General features: G+C 69.9%; 21 protein-coding genes. 14 read left to right on the top strand and 7 right to left on the bottom strand.

The window, feature by feature from the left end; genetic code table 11:
* Positions 1 to 14 precede the first annotated feature (14 nt).
* Entirely contained in the window at positions 15 to 791 is a 777-nt protein-coding gene (locus QQX04_RS05505) for an SGNH/GDSL hydrolase family protein (RefSeq protein ID WP_301127026.1), read from the top strand.
* Between the two features lie 104 nt (positions 792 to 895).
* Here QQX04_RS05505 and QQX04_RS05500 read toward each other — a convergent pair whose 3' ends face one another.
* On the bottom strand, positions 896 to 1,477 hold the full coding sequence (locus QQX04_RS05500; protein WP_301127025.1) for a DoxX family protein: 582 nt from the start codon (positions 1,475 to 1,477) through the stop codon (positions 896 to 898).
* Positions 1,478 to 1,686: 209 nt separating this feature from the next.
* Here QQX04_RS05500 and QQX04_RS05495 point away from each other — a divergent pair, with 209 nt between their 5' ends.
* On the top strand, positions 1,687 to 3,609 hold the full coding sequence (locus tag QQX04_RS05495; protein WP_301127023.1) for a M3 family metallopeptidase: 1,923 nt from the start codon (positions 1,687 to 1,689) through the stop codon (positions 3,607 to 3,609).
* A gap of 30 nt (positions 3,610 to 3,639) precedes the next feature.
* On the opposite strand, the gene QQX04_RS05490 is transcribed toward QQX04_RS05495, so the two are convergent.
* Positions 3,640 to 4,254, bottom strand: a complete 615-nt coding sequence (locus QQX04_RS05490; protein WP_301127022.1) for a TetR/AcrR family transcriptional regulator — start codon at positions 4,252 to 4,254, stop codon at positions 3,640 to 3,642.
* Between the two features lie 123 nt (positions 4,255 to 4,377).
* On the opposite strand from QQX04_RS05490, the gene QQX04_RS05485 reads away from it, so the two are divergent.
* Genes QQX04_RS05485 through QQX04_RS05475 form a run of 3 tightly spaced genes read left to right on the top strand, consistent with a single transcriptional unit; the run spans position 4,378 to position 8,703 of the window.
* Positions 4,378 to 6,621 (top strand): glycoside hydrolase family 3 N-terminal domain-containing protein, encoded by a 2,244-nt coding sequence (locus tag QQX04_RS05485; protein WP_301127020.1) that lies wholly within the window; start codon positions 4,378 to 4,380, stop codon positions 6,619 to 6,621.
* Between the two features lie 7 nt (positions 6,622 to 6,628).
* Entirely contained in the window at positions 6,629 to 7,873 is a 1,245-nt protein-coding gene (locus tag QQX04_RS05480; protein WP_301127018.1) for an MFS transporter, read from the top strand.
* A 59-nt stretch (positions 7,874 to 7,932) separates the two neighbouring features.
* Complete coding sequence (locus tag QQX04_RS05475) at positions 7,933 to 8,703, top strand: fructosamine kinase family protein (RefSeq protein WP_436968466.1); 771 nt, start codon at positions 7,933 to 7,935, stop codon at positions 8,701 to 8,703.
* Positions 8,704 to 8,717: 14 nt separating this feature from the next.
* On the opposite strand, the gene QQX04_RS05470 is transcribed toward QQX04_RS05475, so the two are convergent.
* A complete protein-coding gene (locus QQX04_RS05470; RefSeq protein ID WP_301127014.1) occupies positions 8,718 to 9,359 on the bottom strand; it encodes an MBL fold metallo-hydrolase in 642 nt (213 codons plus the stop codon).
* Between the two features lie 149 nt (positions 9,360 to 9,508).
* On the opposite strand from QQX04_RS05470, the gene QQX04_RS05465 reads away from it, so the two are divergent.
* A complete protein-coding gene (locus QQX04_RS05465; protein WP_301127012.1) occupies positions 9,509 to 10,975 on the top strand; it encodes a carboxylesterase/lipase family protein in 1,467 nt (488 codons plus the stop codon).
* Between the two features lies 1 nt (position 10,976).
* Here QQX04_RS05465 and QQX04_RS05460 read toward each other — a convergent pair whose 3' ends face one another.
* Both QQX04_RS05460 and QQX04_RS05455 read right to left on the bottom strand, forming a co-directional pair.
* The gene (locus QQX04_RS05460) at positions 10,977 to 12,644 is read right to left on the bottom strand and encodes a SulP family inorganic anion transporter (RefSeq protein WP_301127010.1); all 1,668 of its coding nucleotides are present in this window, start codon (positions 12,642 to 12,644) and stop codon (positions 10,977 to 10,979) included.
* Positions 12,641 to 12,994: an ArsR/SmtB family transcription factor gene (locus QQX04_RS05455; RefSeq protein ID WP_301127008.1), complete on the bottom strand. Its 354-nt coding sequence runs from the start codon at positions 12,992 to 12,994 to the stop codon at positions 12,641 to 12,643. Before QQX04_RS05455 ends, QQX04_RS05460 begins: the two co-directional genes overlap by 4 nt.
* A 168-nt stretch (positions 12,995 to 13,162) precedes the next feature.
* Here QQX04_RS05455 and QQX04_RS05450 point away from each other — a divergent pair, with 168 nt between their 5' ends.
* The 5 genes from QQX04_RS05450 (at position 13,163) to QQX04_RS05430 (ending at position 17,543) form a co-directional block, all read left to right on the top strand.
* A complete protein-coding gene (locus QQX04_RS05450; RefSeq protein WP_301127006.1) occupies positions 13,163 to 14,350 on the top strand; it encodes an LLM class flavin-dependent oxidoreductase in 1,188 nt (395 codons plus the stop codon).
* A complete protein-coding gene (locus tag QQX04_RS05445) occupies positions 14,347 to 14,850 on the top strand; it encodes a MarR family winged helix-turn-helix transcriptional regulator (RefSeq protein WP_301127004.1) in 504 nt (167 codons plus the stop codon). Before QQX04_RS05450 ends, QQX04_RS05445 begins: the two co-directional genes overlap by 4 nt.
* Complete coding sequence (locus QQX04_RS05440) at positions 14,847 to 15,557, top strand: CE1759 family FMN reductase (RefSeq protein WP_301127002.1); 711 nt, start codon at positions 14,847 to 14,849, stop codon at positions 15,555 to 15,557. Before QQX04_RS05445 ends, QQX04_RS05440 begins: the two co-directional genes overlap by 4 nt.
* A 59-nt stretch (positions 15,558 to 15,616) precedes the next feature.
* The gene (locus QQX04_RS05435) at positions 15,617 to 15,934 is read left to right on the top strand and encodes a GNAT family N-acetyltransferase (RefSeq protein ID WP_301127001.1); all 318 of its coding nucleotides are present in this window, start codon (positions 15,617 to 15,619) and stop codon (positions 15,932 to 15,934) included.
* A gap of 106 nt (positions 15,935 to 16,040) precedes the next feature.
* Positions 16,041 to 17,543, top strand: a complete 1,503-nt coding sequence (locus tag QQX04_RS05430; RefSeq protein WP_301126999.1) for an MDR family MFS transporter — start codon at positions 16,041 to 16,043, stop codon at positions 17,541 to 17,543.
* On the opposite strand, the gene QQX04_RS05425 is transcribed toward QQX04_RS05430, so the two are convergent.
* Both QQX04_RS05425 and QQX04_RS05420 read right to left on the bottom strand, forming a co-directional pair.
* Complete coding sequence (locus QQX04_RS05425; protein ID WP_301126997.1) at positions 17,537 to 18,217, bottom strand: NADPH-dependent F420 reductase; 681 nt, start codon at positions 18,215 to 18,217, stop codon at positions 17,537 to 17,539. The two genes, QQX04_RS05430 and QQX04_RS05425, sit on opposite strands and share 7 nt — an antisense overlap.
* Complete coding sequence (locus QQX04_RS05420; protein WP_301126995.1) at positions 18,214 to 18,693, bottom strand: NUDIX hydrolase; 480 nt, start codon at positions 18,691 to 18,693, stop codon at positions 18,214 to 18,216. Before QQX04_RS05420 ends, QQX04_RS05425 begins: the two co-directional genes overlap by 4 nt.
* 244 nt (positions 18,694 to 18,937) lie before the next feature.
* Between QQX04_RS05420 and QQX04_RS05415 the strand changes: the two genes are divergently transcribed.
* The 3 genes from QQX04_RS05415 (at position 18,938) to QQX04_RS05405 (ending at position 22,252) form a co-directional block, all read left to right on the top strand.
* Entirely contained in the window at positions 18,938 to 19,852 is a 915-nt protein-coding gene (locus QQX04_RS05415) for a carbohydrate ABC transporter permease (RefSeq protein WP_301127671.1), read from the top strand.
* 1 nt (position 19,853) lies between these two features.
* Entirely contained in the window at positions 19,854 to 20,792 is a 939-nt protein-coding gene (locus QQX04_RS05410) for a carbohydrate ABC transporter permease (protein WP_301126993.1), read from the top strand.
* Between the two features lie 98 nt (positions 20,793 to 20,890).
* A complete protein-coding gene (locus tag QQX04_RS05405; protein ID WP_301126989.1) occupies positions 20,891 to 22,252 on the top strand; it encodes an ABC transporter substrate-binding protein in 1,362 nt (453 codons plus the stop codon).
* Positions 22,253 to 22,326 lie beyond the last annotated feature (74 nt).

Below are 22,326 nucleotides of genomic sequence, written 5' to 3'. Positions count from 1 at the left end.
GCGAGGGGGCGTTGATGCGGGGACCGGTAGTGGTGGCGATGGGCGACTCGATCACGTTCGGGGTCGGCGATGGGACTCAGAGGCCCGAGACCGCCGACATCCCGGTCGGCTGGGCGGCGCACGTGGCTCGGGCGCTGGGCGCATCCCGGTTCGTGAACCTCGCATGCAACGGCGCCCGGGCGCGTCATCTGGCGCAGTCCCAGGTGCCCCACGCGCTCATGGAGCTTCCGGACGTGGTGCTGCTCACGATCGGAGGCAATGACGTGCTGCGAGGGGACTTCAGCCCGGAGGAGGTCCGCGCATGCGTCTCCGACGCACTCGTGCGCCTCGAGAGGCCCGGGAGGATCGTCGTCCTGGTGTCGCTCGACAGGATCGGCCTCTTCGACCTGCTCGGCGGGGCGATCGCCGAGGTCATGGCCCGCCGGGTGGGTGCCGCCAACGGCGCGCTGCGGTCGGCCGCGATCGGCACCGGGACGATCGTGGTGGACGGCGCGGCGGCGCTCGCACGCGTCGGCGCGCGCGGGTGGCACGTGGACCGGGTTCACCCGTCGGCCCTGGGCCACCGCGCGCTGGCCCGCCACGTGCTGAAGACTCTCGGCACCGCCGACCACGAGACGACGCCGATGCCCGCGCCCGGCTCGCCTCGCGCGCACGACCGCGTGTGGTGGCTGCTCCGGCACGGCACGCCGTGGGTCGCCAAGCGCTCACGGGACCTCATCCCTCAGGTGGCTGCGGTCGTCACGCATGAGCTGCTCGAGGACCGTCGCCGCAGGCGGCACGCGCCCGCCTAGCGCTGCGCGCGCTCTGCCTGACGGCGCGTGCGTCGGCGCCTGCACATACGTCGGCGCCCGGACCGTCAGGGGACGATCCGGGCGCCGTTCGTGCGGGAAGGTCTCTAGACCAGCCAGCCGTTCTTCTGAACGACGGGCAGGGAGCGCCACCACTTCCCGAGGCCGATCGACTGGCGGCTCAGCTCAACCCACACGATGGCCAGCATCGCGAGGGCGTAGATGAGGTGCTCGTCGAGGAACGGGTTGGTCGACACGGGCATCTGGGTCATGTACATGAAGACCAGCATGAGCGAGCCGGCGATGGCGCCGACGCGGGTGCCGATGCCGAGCATCAGCGCGAGGCCGACGCCGAGGAGGCCGAACATGAAGGGCCAGTCGGTCCAGCGCTCAGCACCGAGGTTCACGAAGAACTCGTTGAAGGGGCTGTTCGGGTTGCCTCCGTACACGAGGTAGCCCTCGGTGATGTGGCCGCCGTTGACCCATGCGCTGTCGCAGAAGGCGTCGATCTGGATGCTGCCATCCTCAAGCACCTGGCGGCAGGTCTGGAAGCCGAGGCCAAGAAGCTTGTCCAGGAATGCCCACAGGAAGTAGAACCCCAGGGCGATGCGGGTGATGCTGAGCATCGACCACCCGAACTTGGAGCCAGCCTTGGTGGAGGTGGTGGCGACCTCGTCGTGCACTGCCATGATGTTCTCCTCGAATCCGGTTTCGAGCCAATAGATGATCCGTCATTGACCACCTGGTAACGACGGTAGACCTGTCAACCAGACCTCGCACGGGACGCAGGTCCCGCATACGAGAATGACGCGCTAGCAGGCACCATGGGAGAAATACCCCCCGGGGTTTATCGCGCGCTGCCCGCGCACACCGACCCCCCTCCCCTAGGCTGATCCGCATGACCGACGCGTTCCTCACGATGCCCACGCTCGACGCCGAGTGGCCCGCCTTCCTCGACACCCACCTGGGAGCACGGCTCGCCGCCGCACGCGACACGATCACGGCCCTCCGGAGTGCCGACACCTCCGACGCGCGGGCGTGGATCGAGCGCTGGAACGAGGGCGACATCGCGCTCGCCGACGTCCTCGAGCTCTCCTCGGTCATCTCCGAGGCCCACGGCTCCGCCGACGTGCGCGCGCACGCCGACGCGCTCTCGACCGAGGCCCGCACCTTCGCGCTCTCCCGCTTCCAGGACGCAGACGTCTACGCCTCCCTCAGCGCGCTCGACACTGCCACCCTCACCCCGGAGGCCGCCGAGGTCGCCAGGCGCCTCGGGGGTGACTTCCGCGCACAGGGCGCCCACCTGGACCAGGACACCCGCGCCACGCTCGCCGAGATCGACGCACGCCTCACCGCGCTCAGCGTCGAGTTCTCCGAGCACATCAGGGACGCCGTCGGCGACATCCGCATCGCACCCGAGAGGCTCTCCGGACTCCCCCAGGACTACATCGACGCCCACCCCGTCGCAGAGGACGGTCTGGTCCGCATCACCACCGAGTACCCCGACATGCTGCCGTTCCTGGACATGGCTGACGACCGTGACGCCCGGATCGCGCTCACGATCGCCGACCGGAACCGCGCCTACCCCGAGAACGAGCCGGTGCTGCGCGAGATGCTCGAGCTACGCGACCGCAAGGCACGCCTGCTCGGCTTCCCCGACTTCCCCACCTACGCGACCGACGCGATGATGATGAGCGACGGCAACGGCATCGATTCGTTCCTCGCGCAGGTGGCCACCGCCGCGCTACCTGCGGGCGAGCGCGACGCGGCACGCCTGCTCGAGCTCGCGCGGCGCGACCACCCCGAGCTCGAGGCGATCACCGCCGCCGACTCGCGCTACTACACCGAGAAGCTCAAGGCCGAGGAGCACGGCGTCGACTCCAAGGAGGTCCGCCGCTACCTCCGCTACGAGAAGGTCCGCGACGGCGTGCTCGACCTCATGGGACACCTGTTCGGGGTCGAGTTCGCGCCCGTCGACGCCGTCAGCTGGCACCCGGACGTCGAGGCGTACGACGTGATCGACGACGGCACGACGATCGGCCGGATCCGCCTGGACATGCACCCGCGCGACGGCAAGTTCGGCCACGCGGCCTGCTTCGGCGTCGTGCCCGGCATCGCAGGACGCCAGCTGCCCGAGTCCACTCTGCTGTGCAACTTCTCCCGCGGCCTGCTCACCCACGACGAGCTCGAGACCTTCCTCCACGAGTTCGGCCACCTGGTTCACGCGATCTTCGGCGGCCACCACCCCTACGTGCGCACCGCCGGCTTCGGCGACCGCTGGGAGTGGGACTTCATCGAGGCACCTTCGCAGCTGCTCGAGGAGTGGGCGTGGGACGCCACCGTGCTGCAGCGCTTCGCGACGGACGACGACGGCCAGCCGATCCCCACCGCGCTCGTCGACGCGATGCGAGCGGCACGCGACACCTGCATGGGCCTGCTGACCTGCCGCCAGCTCGTCTACGGCAACCTCAGCTTCCGCCTGCACCGCGACCACCCCGAGGACATCGACGCGCTCTACGACGCGATCGAGCGCGAGCTGGACGTGCGCGAGCCGATCCCCGGCACGCACGACTGGGCGAGCTTCGGGCACCTCACCGACTACTCGTCGAACTACTACACGTACCAGTGGTCGCTCTCGATCTGCCGCGACCTGTTCACCGCGTTCGACCCCGACGACCTGCTCGACCCGGCACCTGCGCGCCGCTACCGTGAGCGCATCCTCGCGCCGGGCGGCACGCGTCCCGCGGCCGAGCTGTGCGAGGACTTCCTGGGACGCCCCTATTCGACCCGGGCCTACGAGGACTGGCTGGCGAGCCTCTGACGGCCGCGCGTCACCGCCCGGCCGGACCGCTCAGCGGCCGAGCGGGTCGACGAGCTGGTCGTCGAGGTGGGCGCGCAGGATCGCCGGCATATCCACCGACGGATCGAGCATCCACTGGACCTGCAGACCGTCGGTGAGCGCGACGATCTGCTGGGCGGCGACCCCAGGATCCACACCGTCCCGGAGGCCCCCGCTCTCCTTGACCTGCGCGAACGACCCTTCGAGCATCTCGGTCAGCGCGACGTACCGCGCCGCGAAGAAGTCATGCGCCGGATGGTCCTCGGCCCCCGCCGCCACCGACACCATGGCGAACAGCTCCACCATGTGGCGATCCTGCACGTTGTGCGCGGACAGCCCCACCCAGGCGCGCAACACCTCGCGACCAGGCATGTCGCGTGTCACGGTGCGCGCCTCCTGCACCTCGTCACGGCGCGCGATCAGGGCGGTCAGGAGCTCGTCCTTCGAGGCGAAGTGATGGGTGAGCGCCGAGGGTGCGATGCCGCAGGCGGCCGCGACCTTGTCGAGCGTCAGCGCGCGCACCCCGGACTCCTGGATCAGCCGGGTGGCGGTCGAGAGGATCGTCTCGCGCGTGCCTGAGCGCGAGTGAGCGCGGCCCGCGGCGGGGCCCTCATGCGCATCGTCCATGATGCATCCCTCCGTCTCCGCTGTCCCACCATACCGAGTGATAGTTTGCGGGGAGCGCGGCACGGTCCCCCGGCGCGAGCCGAACAGTCCGCACATCCGACGACGCATGACAAGGACAGCGCCATGACCGCACCCCTCTACCTCGATTCGAGCCGTCCCACGCCCGAGCGGGTCGCCGACCTCGTGTCTCGCATGACCCTGCCCGAGAAGGTGGGGCAGATGATGCAGATGCACACGTACGAGGGCGTCGACCACCTGATCGATGACTGGCACGTCGGCTCGATCCTGCACGCCTCGCCAGAGAACCTCGCGAAGGCGCATGCGCTGGCCGACCGCTCGCGGCTCGGCATCCCTCTGCTCGTCGGCGAGGACTGCATCCACGGCCACTCGTTCTTCAAGGGCGCGACGATCTTCCCCACGCAGCTCGGGATGGCGGCCAGCTTCGACCCGGAGCTCCTGCGTCGCGTGGGACGGGCGACGGCCCGCGAGGTCTCGACCACGGGCATCCATTGGACCTTCTCCCCCGTCCTATGCATCTCGCGCGACCTGCGCTGGGGGCGCGTGAGCGAGACGTTCGGCGAGGATCCGTGGCTGATCGGGGAGCTCGCGTCGGGCCTGTTCCAGGGATACCAGGGTCACGGTGCGAGCGACCGCGAGGGCATCCTCGCGACGGCCAAGCACTTCGCCGCGTACTCCGAGACCCAGGGAGGGCGCGACGCCTCCGAGGCCGATGTATCGCGCCGCAAGCTTCGATCGTGGTTCCTGCCGCCGTTCGAGCGCGTGGCCCGCGAGGGCTGCCGCACCTTCATGCTCGGCTACCAGGCGATCGACGGCACCCCGATCACGATCAACGACTGGCTGCTGAACGACGTGCTTCGCGGCGAGTGGGGCTACGACGGGATGCTGATCACCGACTGGGACAACGTGGGCAACCTGGTGCGCGAGCAGCGTCTGTTCCCTGGCTACGCAGAGGCGGCCGCCGCGGCCGTCAAGGCCGGCAACGACATGATCATGACCACCCCTGACTTCTTCACCGGCGCGCAGGAGGCGGTGGCGCGAGGCCTGCTCGACGAGTCGCTCGTGGACGCGGCGGTGGCACGCATCCTCACGGTGAAGTTCGACATGGGGCTGTTCGAGGATCAGCGACGCCCCGATCCCGCACGCCAGGCGGAGGTCATCGCGTGCGAGGAGCACACCGCGCTCAACCTCGAGGTCGCCCGCCGTTCGATCGTGCTTCTCGCGAACGATGGACTGCTGCCGCTGGACCGGGCCGCCTCACCGCGCCTCGCCGTGGTGGGCCCCAATGCAGACGATCCCGATGTCACGCTCGGCGACTGGGCGGGCGCCTCGGGTCAGGCCGACTGGCTCATGGAGGGCCACCCGCGCGAGCAGATCGTGACAGCACTCGACGGGCTTCGCGCCGTGGGGGGCGACACGGTTCACGTGGCGCACGCCCGCGGTGCCGACATCCTCACGACCGAGGTGGACCCCGCAGGAGGGTTCTACGCCGACGGGCAGCCGCGCGCGCAGATCGTCGTCCCCTCCGCGCCGGACGAGGCGCTCATCGCGGACGCTGTCGCGGTGGCGAAGGCTGCCGACGTCGCGATCGCCGTCGTGGGCGACAGGGGCGAGCTCGTGGGCGAGGCGAAGTCGACGGCCACACTCGAGCTGATCGGCGGCCAGCAGGCCATGCTCGACGCCGTGCTCGCGACGGGCACCCCGACCGTCGTCGTCCTGATGGCGTCCAAGCCGCACGTCCTCCCCGCCTCCGTCCATGAGCGGGCCGCGGCGATCGTGTGGGCCGCCAACCCCGGCATGCAGGGAGGTACGGCGCTCGCCGAGATCCTCTTCGGCGACGTGGAGCCGACCGGCCGCCTGCCGATCTCGTTCGCGCGCCATGTGGGACAGCAGCCCACGTTCTACAACCAGATCGATGCCCAGCACGGCGTGCGCTACGCCGACCTGACGCAGGAGCCTGCCTGGGTGTTCGGCGAGGGGCTCTCCTACACCACGGTCGAGTACTCGGACCTGCGGATGCTGACGCCGGAGGTCTCGGCGGACAGCACGATCCAGGCCGAGGTGACCGTCACGAACACGGGCGGCCGCCCGACCCTGGAGACCGTCCAGGCGTATGTGCGCGACGTGCACACCTCGTCCACCTGGGCGGACCGTGAGCTCAAGGCGGTCACTCACGTGTCGCTCGAGCCCGGGGAGGAGGCACGGGTCAAGATCGCCGTGCCCGTCGCCGAGTGCGCGATCGTCGACGCGCGCGAGCGCCGCGTGGTCGAGCCGGGCGAGTTCGCGCTGCTCGTCGGCCCGTCATCGCGGCCGGCCGACCTCCTCTCGGCGCCCTTCCACGTCTCGTAGGACCCGGATGACCGCCTCCATGTCGCCTGCCGCGCCCACGCGCGAGGTCCGGCGCGCCCGCGTGGGCGTCGCGCTGCTGTTCCTCATGAACGGGGTCGGCTTCGCGAACCTCGTGCCGCGGCTGCCGGAGGTGCGCACCACGTTCGGACTGAGCTACACGGCGTACGGCGTGACGATCTCGATGACGGCGGTCGGGGCGCTGCTGCTGGGGCTCGTCTCCGGCCACCTGCTGCGCAGATTCGGATCGGCGGCGGTGGGCACGGCGGGAATGGTCGCGCTCGGGGTGGGAGTCGCCTTCGCGGGGCTCGCGCCGAACGTCGTGCTGTTCGCGTGCGCGCTGTTCCTCGTCGGCGGTCTCGACGCGATCGCTGACGTCGCGCAGAACGCCCACGGGCTGCGCGTGCAGCGGCTCTACGGCCGCTCGATCCTCAACGGCTTTCACGCGATCTGGAGCATCGGCGCCGTGGCCGGTGGCCTCATGGGCGGCGCCGCGGCCGGCCTCGACGTCCCGCTCGAGGTCCACCTGGTGGCGGTGGCGGTGCTCATGGCCGCCGTCAACCTCACCGGGCACCGGCTGCTGCTCGGCGGCCCGGAGCGGCCCGAGGACGTCGACGACGCGACCGACGAGGCGGCCGTGCCCCGCACGCCCGTGACGCGGATCGTCACCCCACGCACCTGGCTCGTGCTTCTCGCACTCGGAGTGATCGCGATGTCAGGCACGTGGGTCGAGGACGCGGGCGCCACGTGGGCCGCGAGCTACCTCACCGACCAGTTCTCGGCCGGCGTGACCGTGGCCGCACTCGGGTTCGTGGCGCTCCAGGGCATGCAGTTCGTCGGCCGGCTCCTGGGCGACAGGATGGTCGACCGGTGGGGCCAGCGGAACGTGGCCCGCGTCGGCGCCGTGATCGGGCTTGTCGGGATGGGCTCCGCGCTTTTGTGGCCGACGCTGTGGGGCACGATCCTCGGATTCGGCGCGGCGGGCTTCGGCGTCGCCACCCTGATCCCGAGCGCCATGCACGCCGCCGACGAGCTTCCTGGCTTCCGGCCCGGGAGCGCGCTCACGATCCTCGGCGGCCTCCTGCGCGCCAGCTTCCTGCTGTCGCCGCCCGTCGTCGGGGCGATCGCCGACGCCTTCGGCCTCCGCATCGGGCTCCTGATGATGCCGCTGTCCGCGGTGCTCGTCCTGGCGCTCGCAGGGGTGCTTGCCACCCGCCACACGCCGTCGCGGCACGGCGGACCGTCTGTCAGATGACGCCGCACGCGCCCTCTGACGCGCGCCCCCCTTGGGCAAATGACCTCGTGTCGGGCACGATGGGACGCGTGGAGACAGTCGTCAAGCAGCGTGGCGCCCCTCTGCCCGGGTACTTCGAGGTGGAGGCTGCGGGCCTGCGCTGGCTCGCCGAGGCGCAGGGAGCGCGCTGCGTCGATGTGATCGAGGTGAGCGCGCGCCGCATCGCGGTCGCGCGCGTGCCCGCCGTCACGGCGACGCCCGACGCCGCGTATGCCTTCGGACGAGGGCTCGCCCGCACGCACCTCGCAGGGGCTGACAGGTTCGGTTCAGCACCCGACGGGTGGGACGGCCCGCTGTACATCGGCGAACGACAGATGCCCCGGATCGAGTCGGACTCGTGGGGCGAGTTCTACGCCTTCGGCCGCGTCCTGCCCTTCCTGGACGACGCTCTTGCCGCAGGCAACCTCGAGGTGCGGGAGACACGGCTGGTGCGCCAGGCGTGCGACCTGATCGCCGAGGGCGCGTTCGACGACGACGATCCGCCCGCGAGGATCCACGGGGACCTATGGTCGGGCAATGTGCTCTTCGGGCCGGACGGCGCCGTGATGATCGACCCCGCGGCGCACGGCGGTCATGCGGAGACCGACCTCGCGATGCTCGCGCTGTTCGGCGCACCCCACCTGGACGACGTCCTCACCGGCTATGAGGAGGTCTCCCCGCTCCGAGCCGGTTGGCGGACCCGTGTGCTGCTGCACCAGATGCACCCGCTCGCGGTCCACGCGGTGGGGCATGGCCGCATGTACGGACTCGCGCTTGCGCGCGCGGCCGCCGTGGTGCTCGACTCGCACTGAGCGCGCCGGCAGACTCAGATGTCGGTGGTCTCCCCGACCTCGAGCAGCTCGACGGGCACCTTGGTGTGCCCTCCCTCTCCGAGGTGTGCGCGCACCATGCCAAGGCCTATCTCGCTGAACGCGGCATCGTGGATGACGATCGCTCGTCGAGGCGCGATCGCGTTGACGAACGCGACGGCGTCCGCGAAGCGCGTCCACGGGCCGCTGACGGGCACCAGCAGGGCTGTGATCGCGAGGTCAGGGAGGGCGTACGAGTCGCCCGGGTGGTAGACCCTGTTGTCCACGAGGAACCCGACCGACGGGTCGAGCGGCACATGGGGATAGATCTCCGCGTGGGTGCCGCCGAAGGTCGTGATGTCGAAGCCCGCGGCAGTGAACGTCTCACCCGGCTTCACGAAGCTGACGTGGCTGCCGATCTCGGCAAGCGGGCCGACCACCGGCTCCAAGCCATACACGGGAAGCGAGGGCCGCTTGGCGAGCTCCGCCTCAAGCGCCGGCCGGTTCATGTGATCCACGTGGGAGTGGCTGATCAGGACTGCGTCGGCCTCTTCGAGCAGCTCCGGCGTGCGCGGGTCGAAGACGCCTGGATCGATCAGCAGCGTCCTCCCCTTCTCCTCGATCGAGACGCAGGCGTGGACGTGCTTCGTCAGGCGCATCGTGGTCCTTCCGTCGGTGGAGCACTCCCTGCCACCATACGCTCCTGGACAGATGTTGCACCTGGTAGCGGGTCCCTTCATGGTGTCACCGAGCGACACGCGCGAGGCCATGTCAGCACCCACGCCGCGCACGGACCAGGATGGACACCATGGACGCTCTCCTCACGACGACGTCAGGCCAGGTCCGAGGCACGCGACGCCAGCTTCCGGGCTTCGACTCGTTCGCCTTCCTCGGCATCCCGTACGCCGAGCCACCGGTCGGTCCGCTGCGGTTCGCCGCCCCTCAGCCGCGTGGGCGCTGGGACGGAGTGCTCGACGCGACGATGCCAGGCTCGACGCCTCAGCGTCGTCCCTTCGCGGACGTCACGACGATCCCGGAACCGTCCGTGCCGGGCGATGACATCCTCAACGTGTCGGTCTTCACCCCCGATCCGGGCGCGGCCGGCCTGCCCGTGCTCGTGTGGATCCACGGCGGCGGCTACCTCGCGGGCTCGCCCGCGAGCCCCTGGTACGACGGGGCGGCCTTCAACCGCGACGGCGTCGTCACCGTCAACCTCTCCTACCGGCTGGGCCACCAGGGTTTCGGCACGGTGCCGGGCGCCGTCGCGAACCGCGGAGTGCTCGACTGGCTCGCGGCCCTGCGCTGGGTGCAGGACAACATCGCGGCATTCGGAGGCGACCCGTCCAAGGTGACGATCGCGGGCCAGTCCGCGGGCGGCGGAGCGGTGCTGCACCTCCTCGCCCTCGCCTCGGGTCAGGGCCTCTTCCGTAGCGCCCTCTCCGCGTCAGGAGTGACCCGCACACTCTCGGCGGATGAGGGACGCAGGCGGGCCGAGCGAGTCGCGCGCGCGGCAGGAGTGCCGTGCACCCTTGAGGGTTTCCACTCCCTCACAGAGGACCAGCTGCTCGACGCCCAGGCCGCCGCTGTCCCCGAGGTCACGGGGATCGACGTGCTTCGTCAAGCGGTCGCCGACTCGGCGATCCCGAGCCCCGTGGTCGACGGCGAGGTGGTTCCGACCGCCCCGCTCGACGCCTTCGCCAGCGGAGCGGGGGCCGGGGTCCCGCTCATGATGGGCGCAGCCGACGACGAGTTCTCCCCGATGGCGCGCGCCGCGGCGTCCGACCTCGAACCCCTGGGCAACCTCGGAGCCTTGGCGGCGCTGGGCATGACGCCGGACGCGGCAGTCCGCTACGCGGAGGCGAACGCTGACGCCGCCACGCAAGGGGCGGTGCGACTTGCCGGACGCGCCGTGACCGACGCGATGTTCCGGACCGTGGTGCCGCTCGTCGCGCAGCACCGCGACCCCGAGACGACGTGGGCGTACCGGTGGTCGCTTCCGAGCATCGCCTCGGGTCTCGCGGAGCATTGCCACGATCTCCCATCCCTGTTCGACTGCCTCAGCGCGCCGGACGTCGACGCCTTCGCGGGCGCCGAACCGCCGCAGCGCCTCGCGGACGAGCTCCACGGCGCCGCGGTCAGGTTCGTGACCGACGGGGACCCTGGATGGGCTCCGTGGGGAGGCACCCGCACCGCCCGCACGCTCGGGCAGGACGTCCGGGACATGCCGGGCGCATTCGACTCGACGAACGAAGCGGTCGCGCTGCGGGGGGCGTGACCTAGGCTCCGACGGATCCGGGAGCGCCGTCCGGCTGCGCCACATCGTCGGCGACCAGGGCTCGCGCGCGTGACACCGCCTCGTCGAGCCGGTCCACGAGGTGTCGGTCGTCTGCGAGCGCGGCGAGGGTGCCCGCGTGCTCGAGGAGGCCGAGGTGGTGCCGCTGCGCGCCCTTGATGAGCACGGTGACGTTCCGGCGTTCAAGCGCCGCGACGACCTCGCCGAGCACCTGGGCTCCCGTCGCGTCGAGCACCCTGATCTGCGACATGCGCAGGATCACGACCCGCACTCCGTGCACGCGTGCCACACGCTCGAGCACGCGGTCCGCGGTGCCGAAGAAGAGCGCTCCATCGATGCGCAGCAACGCGATCCGCTCGTCGCCGGGTACAGGATCGCCCGGCAGCTCCTCGCGGTGGACGCCCGCGGCGCGCGAGACGGCGCGCAGCGCGAGCAGCGCCGCGACCGCCATGCCGATCACGATCGCGTAGATGAGGTCCACGCTCACGGTGATGAGCGCTGTCATGAGGAACAGGAGCGCGTCGGGCCGGGAGGCCTTGACGACCGATCTCACGACTGACGGCCGCACCATCGAGACAGCCGTGGCCATCAGCACGCCGGAGAGCGCAGCGAGCGGGATCCGCGCGACGAGGCCCGAGGCCGCGACGACCACGGCGAGCAGGACGAGCGCATGCGTGACGGCGGCGAGGCGGGTCCGGGCACCCGCGCGGACGTTGACGGCGGTGCGCGCGATCGCGCCGGTCGCCGGCATGCCTCCGAAGAGTCCGGAGGCGAGCGAGGCGAGTCCCTGGCCTACGAGCTCCCTGTCGGCGTCGTACCCGCCGACGTCGGTGTAGCTGTGGGCCACGCGGGCTGAGAGGAGCGACTCGATGGCGGCGAGCGCGGCGATCGCGACCGCAGGGCCCGCGAGGGCGCGCACGGTCTCGAGGCCCAGGGCCGGGATGGCCGGGGCGGGCAGACCGGCCGGAAGCACTCCGATCGTGGGGATCGTCGACCCGACCACGACGACGCCGACGGTCGCGAGCACGATAGCGACTATCGCTCCCGGCACCGCCGTCGTCACGCGGGGCCACACACGCATGAGAACGATCACGGCGACCACGACGGCGAGCGAGTGCCAGGCGACGCTCCAGTCCGCGGCGAGCACTGCGTCGACCGCTGCCCTCCACGCCTTGACGCCGCTCTCCCCCGCGGCGAACCCGACGGCGGCCGGCACCTGCTGGAGGAAGATGATGATCGCGATGCCGACCGTGAAGCCTTCGATCACCGGCCACGGGATGAGGCCGACGAGCCTGCCGAGCCGTGCGAGGCCCGCGACCACGACGAGCACTCCTGCCATGAGGGTCACGATGGCGAGGGCGGAGACACCGTGGGCGGCGAGGACGGGCGCGAGGACGACGACCATCGCGCCGGTGGGACCCGACACCTGGATGTGGGATCCGCCGAAGACGGCCGCCACGATGCCGGCGACGATCGCCGTGACGATGCCCGCCTCGGCTCCCGCACCTGAGGAGACGCCGAAGGCGAGCGCGAGAGGAAGCGCGACGACGCCGACGGAGAGCCCGGCGAGCAGGTCGCCTCGCCAGGTGCGGGGCAGCGCGGCCACATCGTCACGGCCGGGAAGCAGGGACCTCCAGCTGGTTCCGCTCACGCGTCGACGCTCGTCTTGGCCTGGGCGTCTGCTGGCGCGTGGGCCTGCTGGGCCAGCAGGACATCGTTGAGCAGCAGCCGAGCGGCCTGGAGCAGTCCGGCGACCGACTCGTGGGCGAGCCGGTAGGCGACGGTGCTCGCGCGCCGCTCGGAGACCACGAGGCTGTAGCCACGGAGGACCCGGAGATGCTGCGAGAGATGCGAGGCTTCCATGCCGGTGAGCTCGAGCAGCTCCGCGACGGTGCGCTCGTCGGCCTCGGCGAGGAGCTCGAGCACGCGGATCCGCACGGGGTGCGCGAGCCCTTTGAACAGGTCGGCCTTGACCTCGTTGAGCGGTCTCCCTGTGTGCATCGTCGAGCCCTCCAGCCATGACTTGATGACTTCATCATCTCACCATGTCGAAGCACGGGAGACCGCGCGGCATCTCCGGCGAGGGAATGTCGTGCAGAAACTGGCGTTGATTACATGCATCTGCATATAATCGGACGCAGCAAGCGCCCTCGGAGCTTAGGAGTCACCATGCAGTTCGGCATCATGTCCGTCTCGGACATCACCCGCGACCCGGTCAGCGGCTACACACCGTCGGAGGCCGAGCGCATCGACGCGATCGTGAAGATCGCCAAGCACGCCGAGGAGGTCGGCCTCGACGTCTTCGCGATCGGCGAGCACCACAACCCGCCGTTCTTCTCCTCCTCGCCGACCACGCTGCTCGCGCACATCGCCGCGATCACCGAGCGGCTCATCCTCACCACCTCCACGACGCTCATCACCACGAACGACCCGGTGCGCCTCGCGGAGGAGTACGCAATGCTCCAGCACCTGAGCAAGGGCCGCATGGACCTCATGCTGGGCCGCGGCAACACCGCGCCGGTCTACCCGTGGTTCGGCCAGGACATCCGCCAGGGCCTCCACCTCGCGCTCGAGAACTACAACCTGCTCCACCGCCTGTGGCGCGAGGACGTCGTCGACTGGGAGGGCAAGTTCCGCACCTCGCTCCAGGGCTTCACCTCCACGCCGCGCCCGCTCGACGACGTGCCCCCGTTCGTCTGGCACGGCTCCATCCGTACGCCCGAGATCGCCGAGCAGGCCGCGTACTACGGCAACGGCTACTTCGCCAACAACATCTTCTGGCCCAAGGAGCACTACCGCCGCCTCATCGACTACTACCGCAAGCGCTTCGAGCACTACGGCCACGGCACCGGCAAGCAGGCGATCGTCGGCCTCGGCGGCCAGGCCTTCATCGCGAAGAGCTCGCAGGAGGCGCACGCCCAGTTCCGCCCCTACTTCGACGAGGCCCCCGTCTACGGCAACGGCCCGGCGATGGAGGACTTCGAGGAGATGACGCCGCTGAGCGTCGGCTCGCCTCAGGAGGTCATCGACAAGACGCTGACCTTCCGCGAGGCGTTCGGCGACTACCAGCGTCAGCTGTTCCTCATGGACCACGCCGGCCTGCCGCTCAAGACCGTGCTCGAGCAGCTCGACCTGCTCGGCGAGCACGTCGTGCCCGTGCTGCGCAAGGAGCTTGAGGCAAAGCGCGACCCCGAGGCGCCCGCCAACCCGCCCTCGCACGCCGACCTCGTCAAGGCCAAGTACGGCGACGACGAGCCCCGCCAGCCCCGCCCGAACGCGAACCGTGGCGACAACGTCACCGGCGGCTCGCCCTACCAGGACTCCGAGGCGGAGGTCAGCGCCTACCCGACGCTGTGACCGCCGAGACCACGCCCGCGCCGACCGGAGCGGCCCCCACCGCTCCGGTCGGGGCCGCGCGCACCCGGCTCGCGAACGAGACGTGGGAGGCAGTGCTCACCGCCTACTCCCACCTGATGCGGGAGTTCGCCGAGGAGGACATCTGGTCCGACGCCTCGATGCGCGAGTACGACGTGCTCTACACGCTGAGCAAGTGCGACGGACCGCAGCGCCTGTCCGAGCTCGGTCGCCACGTGCTGTTGAGCCAGCCGGGCCTGTCCCGCCTGGTCGACAGGCTCGTCGACCGAGGTCTCGTGTCGCGCTGCGCCGACCCGGCCGACGCCCGAGCCTCCCACCTCAGCCTCACCGCCGCCGGCCGCGACGTGCAGCGTCGCATCGGCCGCGTCCACGGCCGCTCCGTCGCCCAGGCGATGACCGACGCCCTCACGGACGACGAGCTCGCCCAGCTGCGGACCCTCGCCTCCAAGCTCTCCCCCGTCACCCCTGGAGCCCCCTCATGACCGACACCACCGAGGCCTTCCGCCTCGTCGTCGTCAGCGCCGGCGTCTCCGACCCGTCGTCCACCCGCATGCTCGCCGACCGCCTCACCTCGCGCGTCGTCGCCGCGGCGAAGGAGCGAGGCCGCGAGACGACGGTGACCGTCGTCGACCTTCGCGAGCTCCTCCCCGAGCTCCCGACCGCCCTGTCGAGCCAGCTGCTCGGCCCTCGCTTCCAGCGCGCCGTGGACGCCCTGTCCGAGGCCGACGGCGTGATCGCCGCCGCGCCCGTGTACAAGGCGGGCGCCTCCGGCCTGTTCACCTCGTTCTTCCAGGTGCTGGACAACGACCTGCTGATCGGCAGGCCCGTTGCCCTTGCGGCGACCGCGGGCACGGCACGTCACGCGCTCGTGGTGGACGAGGAGATGCGCTCGCTCTTCGCCTACCTCCGGGCCCTGCCCGTGCCGACGAGCCTCTTCGCCTCGACCGAGGACTGGGCCGACGACGCGCTCAACGGCCGCCTCGACCGTGCGGCCCACGAGCTCGTGCTGCTGATGGAGTCGGGCTTCGCACGCGCCGTGCGGAACGAGTCGTGGAAGCGCTACCAGCACACGTTCGGGTCGGATGCGGGCCGCGAGCTCGGGATCGACACCGACACGGACCTCATGCGCCTCGCCGCAGGCGGTTCGCTCGTCGACTCCGAGGACCCGTTCGACCCGCGCACCGCCTAGATCGCACGCCCCTGCGGTGCGCCGGGAAGCACCGCGCCGCCCGTGACGTTGGCACGATCATGAGCAACACGACTGACGCCCACACCACGACCGACTCCATCCAGGTCACGCGCTCCGACGAGTCCGGCCGCTACGAGCTTCACGTCGACGGCGCGCTCGCCGGGGTCGCAGAGTTCGTCGACCAGGACGAGCAGACCGTCTTCACCCACACCGAGGTCTACGACGACTACCAGGGCCGCGGCCTCGGATCCACGCTCGTGGGCGAGGCGGTCCGCGATGCGGTGGCACGCGACCGCGTGATCGTCCCGCAGTGCCCCTACACCGCACGCTGGCTCTCCACGCACGAGGTACCGGGCGCGCGCATCGCTCAGCCCTGAGTCCACCACCTCGGCGCCTCCGCCTGGTCTCTTCGACAGGTATATTCGAATGTCGCCCTCGCGACATCCGCACCTCACCACTCCCCAGGAAGGCGCACGCAGCCGCATGACCGAGCCCACCTCCCGCACCGCCGTCGACACCGACGTGATCGATGACGTCCCCGCATTCGATGCGGCAGCGACGGCGCGTCGGAACACGACGGTCATCTGGATGCTGATCGTCGCGGCGTTCACCGTGATCCTCAACGAGACGATCATGGGTGTGGCGATCCCCCACCTCATGACGGACCTGGGGATCTCCGCGAGCGACGCTCAGTGGCTCACCACCGCCTTCCTGCTCACCATGGCCGTCGTCATCCCGACCACGGGCTTCCTGCTGCAGAAGTACCCGACGCGTGGCCTCTACCTCGTGGCCATGGGCCTCTTCACTGCCGGCACCGTGCTCGGCGCGATCGCCCCGGGGTTCGAGGTGCTGCTCGTCGCGCGAGTGATCCAGGCGTCCGGCACCGCGATCATGTTCCCCCTCCTCATGACGACCGTCATGGAGCTCGAGCCGCCGGCCACGCGCGGACGACGCATGGGAAGCATCGCCGTCGTCATCTCCGTGGCACCGGCGATCGGCCCGACCGTCTCCGGCCTCGTGCTCTCGGTCGCGAGCTGGCGCTTCCTGTTCGTCGCCGTGCTGCCCGTCGCGATCACCGTGCTCGTGCTCGGCTTCCTGCGCATGAAGACCGTCAACGAGCCGAGCCACGCCCGCATCGACCTTCTCTCGGTGCCGCTGTCCGCCGTCGCCTTCGGCGGCATCGTCTTCGGCCTGAGTCGGCTGGGCGAGAGCGCGGGCGAGGACCACACGCTCGCCTACGCTTCCTTCGCCGTAGGACTCGTGGCGCTCGCCCTCTTCGGCTGGCGGCAGCTTCTCCTTCAGCGCGAGGACCGCGCGCTGCTGGACCTCCGGACGTTCAAGACGCGCACCTTCTCGCTCGCCGTCGTGATGTTCGCGGCCGCGATGATGTCGCTGTTCGGCGCGATCATCCTGCTTCCGCTCTACACGCAGGGCGTGCTCGGCATGACGGTGCTCGCCTCGGGCCTCATGCTGCTGCCCGGCGGACTCGTCAGCGGCCTCATGGCTCCGTTCGTCGGCCGCCTCTACGACCGCATCGGTCCTCGCCCGCTGCTCATCCCCGGCACGATCCTCGTGTCGTCGGCGATGCTGCTCATGGCGCTCTCCGCGCGCGTCGACGGCCAGTGGTGGGAGATGCTCGCCTCGCACGTCGTGATGAGCATGGGCCTCGCACTGACCTTCACGCCGCTCTTCTCTGCGAGCCTCGGCTCACTCCCGGGCAAGCTCTACTCGCACGGTTCCGCGACGGTGTCGACGCTGCAGCAGGTCGCCGCGGCCGCGGGCACCGCGCTCTTCATCTCGGTGATGACCGCGCTCACGGTGTCCGGCATGGCGGACGGGTCGATGTCCGCCGAGGCCGCACAGGCGTCAGGCATTCAGGCGGCGTTCTTCATCGCCTCAGGGATTGCCGCGATCGGCGCAGTGCTCGCGTTCTTCGTGCAGCGACCGGAGACGAGCGAGGACGCACCCGCACCCGTCGGTCACTGAGCCGACGCCCGCGCTCGCGCGACGACCCTCCCCCGCTGAGAGTCCCAGAAGCGCGCAAGCATGTCCGCGATCTCCTCGGCATCCTCGTCGGCACCGAAGATCTCGGTCCCGGGCTCGAACCTCACTCCGTCCGCGAGCGCGCCTGCGGGCACCGGGTCGAAGCCGAGTCGATCGATGAGAGCCGACACGGTCGCGACGTCGTCGGATCGGTCGCCTGCGATGGCGGCGCCGCGCCGCTCAGGATGCCCGGAGGGGAAGGCGAGGTTGTCGAGCTCGTACAGGCTCATGTGGTTGAGCGCCTTCACCACGCGAGCGCCCGCGAGGTGCGCCTGGACCGTCTCTGAGGTGGAGGTGGTGGCGTCATCCAGGTCCGGACGCGCCCCGTCGAGCTCCCACCAGTAGTTCATGGCGTCCACGACGAGCGCACCGTCGAACACGGCGGAGTCGAGCTCGCTGTAGCGGCCGAGCGGGATCGCAAGGATCACGACGTCGCAGCGCGCCGCCTCGGCGACGGTGCCAGCCTGAGCCCCGGGCGCCTCGAGCGCGAGCGTCGCGGCCGTGCGGGCGGCGTCGCCCGAGCCGGCAACCACGACGTCCGACCCAGCGGCCAGCGCGAGCCGCGCGAGAGCGCAGCCGATCCTGCCCGCACCGACGATGCCGACGGACGCGATCACGTCTCGAAGGTGGCGACGTCGGAACCGGAGAGAGCCGCGTGGACCCTGTCGAGCATGTCCTCCGACATCTCCGGCATCGCGTCGATGGGGAACCAGCGCGCGTCTGTGTTCTCACCGTCGGCCGGGTAGGGCTCTCCGCTGATGTAGCGGAAGCGGAAGACCAGGTCCAGGTACTGCGAGCGGTCTCCGTTGGCGTACGTCATGGGAGGCAGCGTCTTCACCCGCACGAGCGCCTCCGCCTCGGCCACCACGTCGGCCTCCTCGAGGCACTCGCGCGCTCCGGCGACGGCGGGCGCCTCGCCCGGGTCGATGATCCCCGTGACGGGCGTCCACGCGCCGGTGTCGGCACGCTTGACGAGCAGGATCTCGCGCCCGCCGGACGCGTCCCGAAGGACGACGGCGGTGACCCCCGAGAGCCACAGCAGGTCGTGTCCGATCTTCTCGCGCAGCGCGAGGACGAAGTCTGGCGTCGGCATGCATCCAACCTACCTGCGTGCCGGTGGCGCGCCTACCTGCGTGTTCGTGGCGTCGCGACACCGCTCGCGGACAGAGCTGGGATCGACCTCCGCCGCGCTCAGGGGTCCACTTCACACCTGTCATTTAGTTTCATTGTGCACTTAATCAACCATCGAAAGACGTCGAAACCGTCCTCTTGCGCCCCAATCCAGGTCGTGTTACATTCATCTTGAAAGTAATTCGGAGGTGATCCGAGTGGCAACGATGCCCCTCTCCGCAGCACCACGTCGCACCAAGCCCACGAGGCCGCGACGCGGACAGGCGGTCCCAGCACTGCTCTTCCTGCTCCCCGCCATCCTCGGCTTCGGGGTCTTCTTCGCCTGGCCCGTCGTGCGCGGCGTGTACCTGAGCTTCACGGACTACAACCTGCTCAGCGCACCGAGCTGGGTGGGCCTCGAGAACTACCAGGCGATCGCGAGCGATCCGGTGTTCTGGAACTCGATGGTCGTCACGCTCCAGTACGTGGTCATCAACATCACGGTGCAGACCATCGCCGCCCTCGGGCTCGCGGTCCTGCTCCACCGCTTCACGCGGTCGATGGTCATCCGCGGCGTCGTCATGCTGCCGTACCTGATCGCCAACGTCGTGGTCGCGCTCGTCTGGTACTGGCTGGCCGACTACAACCTGGGCCTCATCAACTCCGTGCTCGATGCGATCGGTCTGGACCGCGTCGGGTTCTTCGGAGACGCGAACATCGCGATGACCACCATCGCGCTCGTCAACGTGTGGCGCCACCTCGGCTACACGACGTTGCTGATCTTCGCGGGACTCCAGGCGATCCCCAAGGACGTCTACGAGGCCGCGAGCGTCGACGGCGCGGGTGAGTGGCGGACCTTCCGCAGCATCACCCTCCCGCTGCTGCGCCCCGTGCTCGCCTTCGTGCTGGTGGTCACGGTCGTCGGATCGTTCCAGATCTTCGACACGATCGCCGTCACCACCCAAGGTGGGCCGGTCGACGCCACGAACGCCATCACGTACTACATCTACGATCGCGCGTTCACCCGGTTCGACTTCGGCTACGCCAGCGCCCTGTCCGTCGTCCTCATGACCATCCTCGCGGTGATCGCGCTCGTCCAGATGCGCGTCCTCCGCGCCGACCAGTCCGACCTGGAGCGCTGACATGTCCATCTCCGCACCCACGCCCCGCAAGTCCCGCAACAAGGGCTCAGGCGACCCGCTCCCCCGTACGAGCCCGGTCGGACGGGTCGTCGGCTGGACATCGATCGTCCTCGTCATCGTCGCGACGCTGTTCCCCTTCTACTGGATGCTCCGCACCGCGCTCAGCAACAACCGGGCGATGTTCTCGGAGCCGCTGTCGATGCTGCCGGTGGAGCCCACGCTCGGCGCCTTCCAGCGCGTGCTCGGCCTCCAGAGCACCGCGGACGCCCTCGCCGAGGGCGGATCCGTGGGCAACATCGCCTTCGGGCAGTACCTGATCAACTCGATCATCGTGTGCACGCTGATCACCGTGTTCCAGGTCGCCCTCAGCGCGATGGCCGCCTACGCGTTCGCCCTGCTCGAGTGGCGTGGCCGCGACACCGTCTTCGCGATCTTCCTGATCGCCCTCCTGGTGCCCGGCATGTTCACCCTGCTGCCCAACTTCCTGCTGGTGCGCGACCTAGGCCTCCTGAACTCCTACCTGGGGATCGCGCTTCCTGCGATGTTCTTCTCCCCGTTCGTCGTGTTCTTCCTCCGCCAGTTCTTCCTCGGAGTGAACCGCAGCTTCATCGAGGCCGCCGTGATCGACGGCGCGGGCCAGTGGCGCATCTTCCGACAGATCGCGCTGCCGATCGTGATGCCGCAGATCGTCACCATCTCGATCCTGCAGTTCATCTTCTACTGGAACGACTACCTGTGGCCGCTGCTCGTCGGCCAGACGGACGAGTCCACGCTGCTCACCGTCGGCCTCGGCATCTTCCGCTCCCAGACCCCGCAGGGCAGCCCCGACTGGGCGGGCCTCATGGCCGGCTCCCTCATCGCCGCTGTCCCGATCTTCATCCTCGTGGTCATCTTCGGCCGACGCATCGTCGGATCCATCCAGTCGTCCGGGGTCAAGTAGGGCCACCCGCCCTCTCCCGGCGCGGCGCGCCACCCACACGCCGCATCCCCTTCCCATCCACCCACACACCCACCCATCACACACACCTGGAGACCTCAATGAAGAAGTCCCTCATCACCCCGGTCGCCGCGGCCGCATCGCTCGCCCTCCTGGCAGGATGCACCGGCGGAGACGACGGATCCTCGTCCTCGGAGGGCGGCGGCGGCGACGCCACCACCATCAGCTACGGCCTCTGGGACTCCAACCAGCTGCCCGCGTACCAGCAGTGCGCCGCGGACTTCTCCGCCGCGAACCCGCAGTACACGGTCGACATCGAGCAGATCGGCTGGGACGACTACTGGAGCAAGATCACCACCGGCTTCGTGTCCGGTGAGAACTACGACGTGTTCACCAGCCACGTCGCCTACTACCCCGAGTTCCAGAAGAACAACCAGGTGCTGCCGCTCGACGAGTACATCGCGGCCGACGGCGTGGACCTGTCCGTCTACCAGGACGGCCTCGTCGACCTGTGGCAGAGCCCGGACGGCGTCCAGTACGGACTCCCGAAGGACTTCGACACGATCGCGCTGTTCTACAACGAGCAGATGGCCGAGGCTGCGGGCCTCAGCGCCGAGGACATGGCAGGCCTCACGTGGAACCCCGACGACGGCGGCACCTACGAGCAGGCGATCGCGCACCTCACGATCGACGCCAACGGCGTGCGAGGCGACGAGCCCGGGTTCGACAAGGACAACGTCGACACCTACGGCCTCTGGATGGAAGGCGCAGGCGGCGCCGACGGACAGACGCAGTGGTCGTTCCTCACCGCCTCGCTCGGCTGGACGCAGACCGACGGTGCGTGGGCGGAGGAGTACCACTTCGACGACCCGCGCTTCGCGGAGACCATCGACTGGTGGTACTCGCTCGTCGAGAAGGGCTACATGCCGTCGTACGCCGCTCAGGAGGGCATCAGCTGGGCCGACCAGCTCATCGCCGGCAAGGCTGCGATCGTGCCGAACGGCTCGTGGATGACCGGCTACGTGTTCGGCTCCGCGAGCGACACCTTCACCCCAGCCGTCGCCGAGACGCCTGTGGGCCCTGACGGCTCGAGCTGGTCGATGCTGAACGGCCTCGCCGACAACATCTCCGCCACCACCGACAACCCCGACGCCGCGTGGGCCTGGGTGAAGTACCTCGGCTCGGCAGACTGCCAGGACGTGGTGGCCGACGCTGCCGTCGTCTTCCCCGCGATCAAGACGTCGACCGACAAGGCCGTCGCCGCCTTCGAGGCGAACGGAGTGGGCGTCAGCGCCTTCACCGACCACGTCGACGCCGGCACCACCGTCCTGTTCCCGATCACCGACTTCAAGTCGGACGTGAACGCGATCATGGCGCCCGCCATGGAGGCGATCATGTCGGGCTCGACGGGGACCGACTCCCTCGTGGCCGCCAACGAGTCGGTCAACGCCCTGTTCAACTGACCTCTCCTCCACCCGCCCCGCCCCGGGACTCGTCACCCCGGGGCGGGGCACCCCGTCGATCCACCACTGGAGCT

This window comes from Demequina zhanjiangensis (assembly GCF_030418315.1).
Lineage (GTDB): Bacteria > Actinomycetota > Actinomycetes > Actinomycetales > Demequinaceae > Demequina > Demequina zhanjiangensis.
The sequence above is the reverse complement of the archived record's forward strand: the minus strand, read 5'-3'. Positions and strand labels throughout refer to the sequence as shown.

Coding starts and splice junctions, on each gene's coding strand:
- QQX04_RS05450 (WP_301127006.1), top strand. CDS start 13,163: ATGCAGTTCGGCATCATGTCCGTCTCGGACATCACCCGCGACCCGGTC.
- QQX04_RS05480 (WP_301127018.1), top strand. CDS start 6,629: ATGACCGCCTCCATGTCGCCTGCCGCGCCCACGCGCGAGGTCCGGCGC.
- QQX04_RS05475 (WP_436968466.1), top strand. CDS start 7,933: ATGGGACGCGTGGAGACAGTCGTCAAGCAGCGTGGCGCCCCTCTGCCC.
- QQX04_RS05470 (WP_301127014.1), bottom strand. CDS start 9,359: ATGCGCCTGACGAAGCACGTCCACGCCTGCGTCTCGATCGAGGAGAAG.
- QQX04_RS05440 (WP_301127002.1), top strand. CDS start 14,847: ATGACCGACACCACCGAGGCCTTCCGCCTCGTCGTCGTCAGCGCCGGC.
- QQX04_RS05405 (WP_301126989.1), top strand. CDS start 20,891: ATGAAGAAGTCCCTCATCACCCCGGTCGCCGCGGCCGCATCGCTCGCC.
- QQX04_RS05420 (WP_301126995.1), bottom strand. CDS start 18,693: ATGCCGACGCCAGACTTCGTCCTCGCGCTGCGCGAGAAGATCGGACAC.
- QQX04_RS05435 (WP_301127001.1), top strand. CDS start 15,617: ATGAGCAACACGACTGACGCCCACACCACGACCGACTCCATCCAGGTC.
- QQX04_RS05485 (WP_301127020.1), top strand. CDS start 4,378: ATGACCGCACCCCTCTACCTCGATTCGAGCCGTCCCACGCCCGAGCGG.
- QQX04_RS05500 (WP_301127025.1), bottom strand. CDS start 1,477: ATGGCAGTGCACGACGAGGTCGCCACCACCTCCACCAAGGCTGGCTCC.
- QQX04_RS05410 (WP_301126993.1), top strand. CDS start 19,854: ATGTCCATCTCCGCACCCACGCCCCGCAAGTCCCGCAACAAGGGCTCA.
- QQX04_RS05490 (WP_301127022.1), bottom strand. CDS start 4,254: ATGGACGATGCGCATGAGGGCCCCGCCGCGGGCCGCGCTCACTCGCGC.
- QQX04_RS05430 (WP_301126999.1), top strand. CDS start 16,041: ATGACCGAGCCCACCTCCCGCACCGCCGTCGACACCGACGTGATCGAT.
- QQX04_RS05415 (WP_301127671.1), top strand. CDS start 18,938: ATGCCCCTCTCCGCAGCACCACGTCGCACCAAGCCCACGAGGCCGCGA.
- QQX04_RS05505 (WP_301127026.1), top strand. CDS start 15: ATGCGGGGACCGGTAGTGGTGGCGATGGGCGACTCGATCACGTTCGGG.
- QQX04_RS05455 (WP_301127008.1), bottom strand. CDS start 12,994: ATGCACACAGGGAGACCGCTCAACGAGGTCAAGGCCGACCTGTTCAAA.
- QQX04_RS05465 (WP_301127012.1), top strand. CDS start 9,509: ATGGACGCTCTCCTCACGACGACGTCAGGCCAGGTCCGAGGCACGCGA.
- QQX04_RS05495 (WP_301127023.1), top strand. CDS start 1,687: ATGACCGACGCGTTCCTCACGATGCCCACGCTCGACGCCGAGTGGCCC.